Origin of the sequence: Pseudomonas sp., assembly GCF_049590575.1 — a bacterium.
Lineage (GTDB): Bacteria > Pseudomonadota > Gammaproteobacteria > Pseudomonadales > Pseudomonadaceae > Aquipseudomonas.
The window spans coordinates 1-10,025 of record NZ_JBAWDE010000160.1 but is presented as its reverse complement, the minus strand read 5'-3'; the positions used below and the strand labels follow the sequence as shown (position 1 = coordinate 10,025).

General features: G+C 61.5%; 10 protein-coding genes. 5 read left to right on the top strand and 5 right to left on the bottom strand.

The features are described from left to right. The 3 genes from WBR57_RS11820 to WBR57_RS11810 form a co-directional block, all read right to left on the bottom strand. Positions 1–271: anti-sigma factor (locus tag WBR57_RS11820; RefSeq protein ID WP_424083983.1), on the bottom strand; the 271-nt coding region annotated here is incomplete at its 3' end. Next, positions 268–795: a sigma-70 family RNA polymerase sigma factor gene (locus WBR57_RS11815; RefSeq protein WP_424083982.1), complete on the bottom strand. Its 528-nt coding sequence runs from the start codon at positions 793–795 to the stop codon at positions 268–270. The genes WBR57_RS11820 and WBR57_RS11815, both read right to left, overlap by 4 nt. 60 nt (positions 796–855) lie before the next feature. Beyond that, positions 856–1,377 (bottom strand): DUF3455 domain-containing protein, encoded by a 522-nt coding sequence (locus WBR57_RS11810; RefSeq protein ID WP_424083981.1) that lies wholly within the window; start codon positions 1,375–1,377, stop codon positions 856–858. A gap of 138 nt (positions 1,378–1,515) precedes the next feature. Between WBR57_RS11810 and WBR57_RS11805 the strand changes: the two genes are divergently transcribed. Next, complete coding sequence (locus WBR57_RS11805; protein WP_424083980.1) at positions 1,516–2,295, top strand: class I SAM-dependent methyltransferase; 780 nt, start codon at positions 1,516–1,518, stop codon at positions 2,293–2,295. Positions 2,296–2,377: 82 nt separating this feature from the next. Next, positions 2,378–3,163, top strand: coding sequence for a sulfite exporter TauE/SafE family protein (locus tag WBR57_RS11800; protein ID WP_424083979.1), 786 nt, complete (start codon positions 2,378–2,380; stop codon positions 3,161–3,163). Positions 3,164–3,227: 64 nt separating this feature from the next. On the opposite strand, the gene WBR57_RS11795 is transcribed toward WBR57_RS11800, so the two are convergent. Beyond that, the gene (locus tag WBR57_RS11795; RefSeq protein ID WP_424083978.1) at positions 3,228–4,466 is read right to left on the bottom strand and encodes an acyl-CoA dehydrogenase family protein; all 1,239 of its coding nucleotides are present in this window, start codon (positions 4,464–4,466) and stop codon (positions 3,228–3,230) included. A gap of 267 nt (positions 4,467–4,733) precedes the next feature. Here WBR57_RS11795 and sfnG point away from each other — a divergent pair, with 267 nt between their 5' ends. Beyond that, on the top strand, positions 4,734–5,819 hold the full coding sequence (gene sfnG, locus WBR57_RS11790) for a dimethylsulfone monooxygenase SfnG (RefSeq protein WP_424083977.1): 1,086 nt from the start codon (positions 4,734–4,736) through the stop codon (positions 5,817–5,819). On the opposite strand, the gene WBR57_RS11785 is transcribed toward sfnG, so the two are convergent. Further along, positions 5,803–6,903, bottom strand: a complete 1,101-nt coding sequence (locus tag WBR57_RS11785; RefSeq protein ID WP_424083976.1) for a GNAT family N-acetyltransferase/peptidase C39 family protein — start codon at positions 6,901–6,903, stop codon at positions 5,803–5,805. The genes sfnG and WBR57_RS11785 overlap by 17 nt on opposite strands. 94 nt (positions 6,904–6,997) lie before the next feature. On the opposite strand from WBR57_RS11785, the gene WBR57_RS11780 reads away from it, so the two are divergent. Beyond that, positions 6,998–8,584, top strand: coding sequence for a RimK family protein (locus WBR57_RS11780; protein WP_424083975.1), 1,587 nt, complete (start codon positions 6,998–7,000; stop codon positions 8,582–8,584). Positions 8,585–8,590: 6 nt separating this feature from the next. After that, a complete protein-coding gene (locus WBR57_RS11775; protein ID WP_424083974.1) occupies positions 8,591–9,517 on the top strand; it encodes a magnesium transporter CorA family protein in 927 nt (308 codons plus the stop codon). Positions 9,518–10,025 lie beyond the last annotated feature (508 nt).

The window sequence follows — 10,025 nt, the reverse complement described above, 5'->3', positions numbered from 1 at the left end:
CGGCCAGCCCGCGCCACAGCGCGAGCAGGTTCCACCACGGCACCGGCTGATCGGCCGGCTTCAGGGTGTGTTCGATGCGCCGCCACAGCCGGGAAGAGGGTGGCAGCGGTTCGGCCAGGGCCGTCAGCGGCAATAGCCGTTGTTCCCAGGCGTCCACCGCCGCACGCAGCGGCACATCATGCAGCAGGCGTTGTTCCACCTCGGCGCGCTGCTCAAGGGGCAGGGTGCCGAGCACGTATTCGCCGGCCAGTTCGTCGAGTGTTTCGTTCATGCCATGCACTCCCGCAGCGCGGTGAGGCTACGTTTGATCCAGGCTTTGACGGTCCCCAGCGGGGTGCCCAGCTTTTGCGCGATTTCGCTGTGGGAAAAGCCGTCGACGTAGGCATGCAGGATGCAGGCGCGACGGGCCGAGTCGAGGTGTTCCAGGCAGGTGTGGAGCTGGCCTGCGCGGGCCGTGAATTCAAAGGTGTCCCGGGTGGAATCGGCAAGTTGCTCATGCGCGTCGCCCAAGGGCTCATCGCGATGGCGGTTGCGCATGTAATTGAGCGCCATATGGCGCGTCACGCTGAACACCCAGCCCCGCGCCGAGCCGCGTGCGGGGTCGAAGCTGGCGGCGCCGCGCCAGATCTTGATAAACGCGTCATGCACGATATCTTCGGCCAGGGATTTGTCACGGGCGATGCGCATGGCCACGCCGAGCAACTGGCTGCTTTCCTGCTCATACAGCTGGCGCAGCGCCCGTTGATCGCCACGGGCGCAGGCCAGCAAACACGCTTCGTAATCAAACACGTACATTCCCCAATCAACCCTGTGGCGAGTGCGCTTGCTCGCCACAGGCAGCGTAGCCGAGTTTGCTCAGTTGGCAGCCCAGAAAATGTAGTCGGCCTGGTACTTCACCACTTCCTGCGCTCCCTTGTTGGCGGCGGTGCACGCGGCATTCGGCGCCACGCCACCTTTGAGCGCGACCCGCTGGATGTAACTCACGCCGCTCATCGCGCCCTTGCCTTCGGCGGGGTTGGCCTTGACCAGTTGATACGGCAGGTTACCGGCACTCGATGGCGCCACGGCGAGCTGGGTGCCGGTGATTTTCGAGCCGTCTTTGGCCTGCCAGGTGGCGGGCGGGCCGAAATAGGTGCCGACCTGCTTGCCACTGCGGTCATTCAATACGGCCTTGGGGCCGACGAAGGTCCACTCGGTCTGGCCGGCGGCGTTGGCTTTGTCGCGGCATTCGTAGGTTATTTCGCCGACGCCGGTGGTTTCCAGCGCCACCTTATGGCCGGCCGGTACCTTGATGCTGTCGGGCAAGCCGGTCTGGGCGAAGGCGCTGGGGGCAGCGGCCAGCAGGGCGGTCAGGCAGAGCAGTGCTTTAGCGTTCATGGGTGTTTCTCCGTTTCAGTAAAACAGCGGGGTTACTGTGAGGACTACCCACCACGGGCGCGATCGGATGCAGCAATTAGAAAATAAAGTTTTGAAGGCGCACACTGTGCCCCCGCTTTACCCGAGGAGAGATTGGCAATGACTGGTGTGCACACGTCTGCTCAGCAAGGTTTCTCTACCCAGGCCGTGACCTACGCCCAAGGCCGGCCGGGCTATCCACGCCAACTGACGGGCTGGCTGGCCGAGGTGCTCGGCGTTGACGCGCGGTCCACGGTGATCGACCTGGGCGCCGGCACCGGCAAGTTCACGCGCCTGCTCAGCACCCTGGCGCCGACGGTGATCGCGGTCGAACCGGTGGCGGCGATGGGCGCGCAGTTGCGCAAGCTGCTACCGGACGTACGCCTGGTGGAGGGCACCGCCGAATCCATCCCGCTGCCCACCGCCAGCGCCGATGCGGTGGTGTGCGCGCAAGCCTTCCATTGGTTTTCTACCCTGGCTGCGCTGCAGGAAATTCACCGCGTGCTCAAGCCTGAAGGCCGCCTCGGGCTGGTATGGAATGTGCGCGACGAGACCGTGGGCTGGGTCGCGGCGATCACCGAGATCATCACGCCCTACGAGGGCGACACGCCGCGTTTTCATAGCGGGCGCTGGCGCGAAGCCTTCAACGGTGAGTATTTTTCCCCACCGCAAATGACCTGTTTTCCTTATCACCATGTGGGCAGCCCCCAGGAGGTGATCATGGATCGTTTCCTCTCCGTGAGTTTTATCGCCGCGCTGCCGGACTCTGAGAAGGTCAAGGTCACGGCCCAGTTGCATGAATTGATCGACACCCATCCCGACTTGCGTGGGCGGGACACCGTGGCCTTTCCCTATCAGACCCAGGCCTATGTGTGTCAACGACTGGCAGAAAAGGCATAAAGTCAGATCATATTGATATAAGTCGTTATAAGAAAAATCGCTATCCTGCGGCCAGAAATTTATAAGGCCGCGGGTAGTTGTAATGGAAGTGGGTAATTTTGGTTTTGTCATTGCGGGCTTGATCGTTGGTTTTATCGTGGGCATGACCGGCGTGGGTGGGGGCTCGCTGATGACCCCGATCCTGCTGTGGTTCGGCATCAACCCGGCTACGGCCGTGGGCACTGACCTGCTGTATGCGGCCATCACCAAGTCCGGTGGCGTGCTGGTGCACAGCAAGAACAAGAACATCGACTGGACCATTACCGGTTGGCTGACCCTGGGCAGCGTGCCGGCGGTATTGCTGACCCTGTGGTTTCTGGCCAGCCTGCACACCGACCCCAGCGCGATGAACGCGGTGATCAAACAGGCGCTGGGCTTTGTGTTGTTGCTGACGGCGTTGGCGATCCTGTTCAAGCAACGTTTGTTGGCGTTCGCTCAGCGGCACGCGGGCGATGACTACCACATGAACCCGCGCAACCTGAATGGGTTGACCGTGGTGACCGGTGCGGTGCTGGGCACCATGGTTGCCCTGACCTCCATCGGCGCCGGCGCCTTGGGCACCGTTGCATTGTTTATCCTGTATCCGTTCCTGGCCACGCGCCGCCTGGTGGGCACCGAGATCGCCCACGCCGTGCCCCTGACCCTGGTGGCGGGCCTGGGCCACGCCGGTATGGGCAATATGGACTGGCACCTGCTGGGCTTTTTGCTGATGGGCTCGCTGCCGGGCATCTACCTTGGCAGCCACATGACCGGCAAAGTCCCCGACGGCGTATTGCGCCCGTGCCTGGCAATCATGCTGATGACCATCGGCTACAAACTCGCCTTCTAAAACTGCACGCAATCCCAGTGTGGGAGAGGGCTTGCCCCTCCTACAGTTTTGACCGCGCGCGGCTTCAGGTTTTTGCCGGGCCGTTGCCGATTTGCCACACAAACGGCGGCTCGGTCGCGTTGATCACCCAGTCGCCGACGATCCGCGCCTTGTAGATCACCGGGTTGTGCGACGACACCGTGCGCGCATTGCGCCAATGCCGGTCCAGGGATTTGCCCTGGCGCACATCCGACGCGCCCAGCGCATTGAACAACTCGCTGGTGGTGCGCTGGATCAATTCCGACACCACCACCTGCGCCGTCGCTGACTCAATCTCGGCCGCCACATTGGCCTCGCGCTCCGCGGCTTCGTCCCCACCAAAGCGTGCCAGATAGGCCCGTTGCGCCGGCACGGCGGCCTTCAACGCGCTGGCCTCGGCGGCGTAGACCCACGCGGCGACTTCGCCCACCACCTGCTGGATCTGCGCATCCTGGCTGACATGCTGCGCATTGCCATGGCTGTAGATGCGCTTGCGGTTGCGCACCTGATGGGCCACATCGCGCAACGCTGCGCGCCCGATCCCCGCCAGGCTGGCCAGCAGCACCAACTGGTAAAATGCGGTCTGGTATTTGAACCGGGTGGCGAAGTCGATCACGTTTTCGGCTTCCACCACTGCATCGCTAAAGCGCGAGGTGCCGCTGCCGGTGGTGCGCTGGCCAAAGCCGTCCCAGTCGTCGCTGTGCACCACGCCCGGCTGCCGCGCGCGGGTGGCGGCGATCACATCGCCGCCGGTGTCGCTGCGCTGGGCGTACACGTCGATCCAGTCAGCGAAGATGCTGCCGGTGCTGTAGAACTTTTCGCCATTGAGTTTCCAGTTTTCACCGTCCGGACTGACCCGGGTGACCACATCACCGATGGCCACCGCGCCGATTTCAGTCCAGGCGCAGCCGACGATATCGCCGTCGACGAAGCGTTTGAACCACAGGTCGCGACCGGCACTCGGCGGCGCGTTCAGGCGGTCTTCGGCAAACGCGAAATGCCCGCGCAGGGCCTGGGGCACGTTGGAGTCGGCTTCCGCCAGTTCGATCAGCAACTCGAACAACTGCGGCAACGAAGCGCCGCCACCGCCGTATTCCACCGGCACGCGCACGGCACCGAACCCCGCCTGTTTCAGCCATTCGATCGGCTCGTGGGGCAGGGTGCGGGTCTGTTCGCGCGCCACCGCGCCCTCGGCGATGCGCTGGAAGATCGGGCGAAAGCGTGCGGCCAGGGTCGGGTAGTCGACGCCGGTGGACAGCGGGTTGATGACGTGGTGTTCGGTCATGGCAGGAGGCTCCGGGCAGTGATCAATGCCGAGAGTGATTGCACACTCCGTGCCGGGTGCCAGCCCCAGTGTTTACAGGGCAATCGCCGCGCCTGCTGTTGCCCCAGCAACAGTGATTCGACAAACCGGTCCGATCCTCAACAGGCGCGTTCCAGCCCATCCATCCCCGATTATCCAGTGCAGCCCGCATGGGGTGGGCGTTTGCCTGTGGCTGGCACGCTTGCTGCTCAAACCCTGGGTACATCCCTGTGTACGAGGTAGCGTTCGATGAGTCAGCAAGCCGTGAAATTTGCCTATTGGGTGCCCAACGTCAGCGGTGGGCTGGTGGTCAGCAAGATCGAGCAACGCACCCACTGGGGCATCGACTACAACCGCAAACTGGCGCAATTGGCCGAGGCCGCCGGCTTCGAGTACGGGCTGACACAGATCCGTTTCACCGCCGGCTACGGCGCCGAGAACCAGCATGAGTCGGTGGCGTTCAGCCATGCGCTGCTGGCGGCGACCACCACCCTCAAAGTGATCGCCGCGATCCTGCCCGGCCCGTGGCAACCGGCGCTGGCGGCCAAGCAATTGGCGACCATCGACCAACTGACCAATGGCCGCATCGCGGTGAATATCGTCAGCGGCTGGTTCAAGGGCGAGTTCCAGGCCATCGGCGAACACTGGCTGGAACACGACGAGCGCTATCGCCGTTCCGAAGAGTTTATCCGTGCCCTCAAAGGCATCTGGACCCAGGACGATTTCACCTTCAAGGGCGACTTCTACCGCTTCAACAACTACACCCTCAAGCCCAAGCCGCTGGGCCAGCCGGAGGTGTTCCAGGGCGGCAGTTCGCGCGCGGCGCGGGACATGGCGGCGCGCGTGTCGGACTGGTACTTCACCAACGGCAACACCCCGGAAGGCATCAAGGCTCAGGTCGATGATATTCGCGCCAAGGCTGCGGCGAATAACCATTCGGTAAAAGTCGGGGTCAACGCGTTTGTGATCGCCCGCGACACCGAAGAGGAAGCGCGCGCGGTGCTTGCGGAAATCATCGACAAGGCCGACCCGGAAGCCGTGAATGCGTTTGGCGACGCGGCCAGACAGGCGGGCAAGGCCTCGCCGGAAGGCGAAGGCAACTGGGCCAAGTCCAGCTTTGAAGACCTGGTGCAATACAACGATGGCTTCAAGACCAACCTGATCGGCACCCCGCAGCAAATCGCCGGGCGCATCGTGGCGCTCAAGGCCGTGGGGGTGGACCTGGTGCTCGCGGGCTTCCTGCATTTCCAGGAGGAAGTCGAGTATTTCGGCAAACGTGTATTGCCGCTGGTGCGCGAGCTGGAAGCCAAGGCCGGGATCAAGCAGGTGGCTTGAAGACCACCACCGCCGCGCGCAACTTGTTGTTGCCAAAACGGCACATGCGCTCGAACGCCCCATGGCTGACCGGCAGGTGCTGGCAGTCCAGGGGCTGACGGTGCTGGCTGTGGTCCACGTCCGGGTCGTGCAGGTAGACAAAATCGTCATCGCAGTCGGTGACGATCACCCAGTGCGGCGACTTGGAGCGGGTGAGGCGGTAGCTGCTGATCAACACCAGCGGCTGCCCGCCCGCCTGCAAAACCTGGGGTAAATCCAGCGCGCCGCTGAATACCTGCTGGACGTCGCTGCCGGCCAGCTCTTCTTCAAAGGCTTCGTGCACCACGCGCATCACCTCCTTTTTGTGCAGGTCGCGCACGCCATCGAGAAACAACGGCCCGCGCACGTTCACCTGCATCCGCACCTTGAAACCCCGGCGCCACGCCGCCAGTGCCAGGCCTTGTGGGCTGCAGCCGCCGTGGCCGGCGGTCATGAACACGGTGGTGGCTTCGCGCCAGATCTGCAGTTCTTCGCGGCGTGCGGCGAGGCGCTCCGGCATCAGTGCGCCCATTGCCATCAGCAGGCAGGCGGCGCCACAAGTGAAGTCGGTGGTTTGCTGGTAATACGGCACGCTTTGCGGGCGCGCATCCTGGTGCTGGAGGATGCGTTTTTCCAGGCGCAGGGCAGGGCTGTGGTCCTCGTAATAGTCATTGATCAGGGCAAAGCGCCGGTAGCCGTTGCGTTCATACAGGGCCAGGGCGCCGGGGTTGTCGGTGCGCACTTCCAGGCGCAGGTAGGCGCAGTCGTGCTCCACGGCGCAGGCTTCGATGCGGCTCAGCAGCTGTTTGCCCAGGCCCATGCCGCGAGCGTGGGCGGCGATGGCGATGGAGTACAGCCGCGCCAGCGAGGTGCCGCGATGGAACAGCACCAGCGCATAGCCGAGCAGTTGCTCGTCCTGTTCCGCCACCAGCAACTGGCCGTGGGCGCGGCTGACCATCCACTGGAAACTGCGCGCCGAGAGCCGGTCGGTAGTGAAACAGTGTTGTTCCAGTGCCACTAATGCAGGCACGTCATCGGGTAATGCAACGCGAAAGAAAAGAGCCATATGACCGCCGTAAAAGTTGCGTAACGAAACGGGACTTCTCTAAAAGATCGTGCTTAATAGAAAAGGTCGAGTTCTCTAAAGCGGATCAAATATTATGTCGGCGGTACAAGGTCATTGGCGTGAAGTATCCGAGCAAACTGTCGCGGCGACAATAACTAATCAGGGTTATTTTTCCGTACCACCGAAAGGGGCCAGCCAGGTCGTGATTATTGTCGAGCGCAAGGAAGACTGGGCCTCCTACTTCCCCAGCGAAGACATCGTCACCGCCCAGGAATACCTCGAGCAAACCCGCGAAAGCGAGACGGGCAAGCGTGTCCAGGTGATCAACCTATGCCGCAGCTACAAGTACCTGGGGCATGGCTACTACTGCTCGCTGCTGGCTGAGGCGCGCGGGCACAAGGTGATTCCGTCGGTGCGCACCATCAGCGAACTGACCAAAAAGTCGCTGTATGGTTTGTCGCTGGATGACCTGGATAAAACCCTCGACAAAGCTTTGAATCATCATCTTTACAGCAATACCGAAGGCTTTACCCTGACACTGTATTTTGGTCGAACCAATATAGAGCCGTTGCAGGAGTTGGCCCGCCAGTTGTTTGAAACCTTCCCGTGCCCGATCTTGTTAGTTGAGTTCAGAAAGAATAACGGCTGGCACATCGAAGGGGTCAAGTCCGGCGTATTGCACAAGTTGCGCGACGATCAGGAAGATCAGTTTGCCCACGCCCTCGACAACTTCAGCCGCAAAATCTGGCGCCAGCCGCGTTCGCGCCGCCTGGCCCGTTATGACCTGGCGATCCTGCATGACCCCCAGGAGCAGTTGCCGCCCTCCAACGCCAAAGCCCTGGACAATTTTATCCGTGTGGGCAAGGGCCTGGGCATAGATGTGGAGCTGATCGAGCGCAAGGACTACGCACGCCTGGCCGAATACGACGCCTTGCTGATCCGCGAGACCACAAGCGTCGACAACCATACCTACCGTTTCGCCAAGAAAGCCGAAAGCGAAGGGCTGGTGGTGATGGACGACCCGGCGTCGATCCTGCGTTGCACCAACAAGGTCTACCTCACCGACCTGCTCAACAGCCATCAACTGGGCATGCCCGCCACCGAGATTCTCTACAAGGAGCGACCGCAAGATTTTGAGCGGGTCGGCGAGCGCCTGGGCTTTCCGCTGGTGTTGAAAATCCCCGATGGCTGTTTCTCCCGTGGCGTGATCAAGGTTGAAAGCCAGGAGGCCCTGCTAAAAGCCACCGCCGAGCTGTTCGAGCATTCGGTACTGCTGCTGGCCCAGGAATTCTTCTACACCGAGTACGACTGGCGCATCGGCGTGCTCAACCGCAAACCGATCTTTGCCTGCCAGTACTTCATGTCCAAGGGCCATTGGCAGATCTACAACCACAAGGCCATCGGCCAGGACATCAACGGCGAGTGCCGCACCCTGGCGGTCCATGAAGCGCCCAAGGCGGTGGTGGAGCTGGCGGTCAAGACCGCCAACCTGATCGGCGACGGCCTCTACGGGGTCGACCTCAAGCAGTCCGGCGACAAGGTGGTGGTGATCGAGGTCAACGACAACCCCAACATGGATGCCGGTATCGAAGACGCCTACCTGCAAGACGACCTGTATGGCCTGGTGCTTGAGGAATTTGTACGGCGCCTGGAGTTGAAGCGTCAGGGCCAGGTCTGGTGAGTCGCGATGATCCAGCGCTTTGAACTGACCGATGGAACGTTGTGCAGCGGGGATAGCGACGACGCCCCGATCCTGTTGTTCAACAACCCCGACCTGGCCGAACGTGAATGGTTGCGTGACCACCACAAGCTGGATGAGCACGCACTGGCCTCGGCGCTCGACCCGGATGAAGTCTCACGCATCGAGTTCCACCCCGACAACCTGTTCCTGATCTGGAAACGCCCGGAGAACTATTCCGGTGGCGGCAACCTGGTGTTCGAAGTCTCGTCCTGCGGGCTGCTGTTTTCACCCGGCCGCCTGCTGGTGATCGCCCCCGACGAAACCCCGCTGAGCGGGCTCGGCAAACGCCGGCCGTTGCACACGCCGTTGGATGTATTGCTCGACCTGTTGCTGAATAACATTCACCACTACCTGGGCCACCTAAAGGTGATCAAGCTGGTCGCGCGGGAGTTGCAGCAACAGTTCAACGCGTCCATGAGTAACCATCACTTGATGCAGATGTTCAGCCTCAGCGAGAGCCTGATCTATTACATCAACGCGCTGCACAGCAATGGCGCGGTGTTGTCGCGGTTGCGTAACCATGCTGAGAAGGAGCATTTCAGTGCTGAGGTGTTGGGGCTGATTGATGACCTGATCATTGAGAATCACCAGTGCTACAAACAGGCGGAGATTTATTCGAATGTGTTTTCCGGGTTGATCGACGCGCGTGGCAATTTGATGAACAACAGTATGAATAACCTGCTGCGCAAGCTGACGTTGATCAACGTGGTGTTTTTGCCGTTGAATTTGATTGCGAGTATTGGCGGGATGTCGGAGTTCAGCATGATGACGGCGGGGACGCCGTGGTGGGTGTCTTATCCGTTGTTTTTGTTGGCGATGGGGGTGGGGGCGGGGTTGATGGTGGTGGGGCTTAAGCGGATTGCGGGGGGGTAGGGGGGCTGTTCACGTTGGTTGGGTACATATCCGGTGCTGCGGTCACGGCCGCCTATGGTTTCGCCCTTACGGCGAGTCACTTTTGGAAAAGAGCCGGAATGCCGGCCCAGCCCAAAGTAACCAAATGCTCTTGCCCCAATACTCGGCACCTCGCCTAGGCTCGGTGTGCCCGCGTGTTTGACGGGGCGCCTGAGATCAAGATCTACAGCACGGCGGCCTAGTAGCCGACCTGAGTGGTTGAAGCAGATCAAGAGCGCAGAGCAGAAGCAGATCTACAGCACAAGCTGATCTGCTTTTCTGTGGGAGCTGGCTTGCCGGCGATGGCATCGACTCAGTGCCACTGATCAACCGAGGCGCCCGCATCGCCAGCAATCCCGCTCCTACACGTAACTGCCTTTGATCCAACCACTCAGGTCGGCTTTCAGGCCGCCGTGCTGTAGATCTTGATCTTGATTTTGATCTTAGGCGCCCCGTTAACCACGCTGGCCGAAAACAGGTAGTACGGAGC

Excerpts from the sequence above, each read along its gene's own strand:
- WBR57_RS11815 (WP_424083982.1), bottom strand. The coding sequence starts at position 795 with ATGTACGTGTTTGATTACGAAGCGTGTTTGCTGGCCTGCGCCCGTGGC.
- WBR57_RS11810 (WP_424083981.1), bottom strand. The coding sequence starts at position 1,377 with ATGAACGCTAAAGCACTGCTCTGCCTGACCGCCCTGCTGGCCGCTGCC.
- WBR57_RS11805 (WP_424083980.1), top strand. The coding sequence starts at position 1,516 with ATGACTGGTGTGCACACGTCTGCTCAGCAAGGTTTCTCTACCCAGGCC.
- WBR57_RS11800 (WP_424083979.1), top strand. The coding sequence starts at position 2,378 with ATGGAAGTGGGTAATTTTGGTTTTGTCATTGCGGGCTTGATCGTTGGT.
- WBR57_RS11795 (WP_424083978.1), bottom strand. The coding sequence starts at position 4,466 with ATGACCGAACACCACGTCATCAACCCGCTGTCCACCGGCGTCGACTAC.
- sfnG (WP_424083977.1), top strand. The coding sequence starts at position 4,734 with ATGAGTCAGCAAGCCGTGAAATTTGCCTATTGGGTGCCCAACGTCAGC.
- WBR57_RS11785 (WP_424083976.1), bottom strand. The coding sequence starts at position 6,903 with ATGGCTCTTTTCTTTCGCGTTGCATTACCCGATGACGTGCCTGCATTA.
- WBR57_RS11780 (WP_424083975.1), top strand. The coding sequence starts at position 6,998 with ATGTCGGCGGTACAAGGTCATTGGCGTGAAGTATCCGAGCAAACTGTC.
- WBR57_RS11775 (WP_424083974.1), top strand. The coding sequence starts at position 8,591 with ATGATCCAGCGCTTTGAACTGACCGATGGAACGTTGTGCAGCGGGGAT.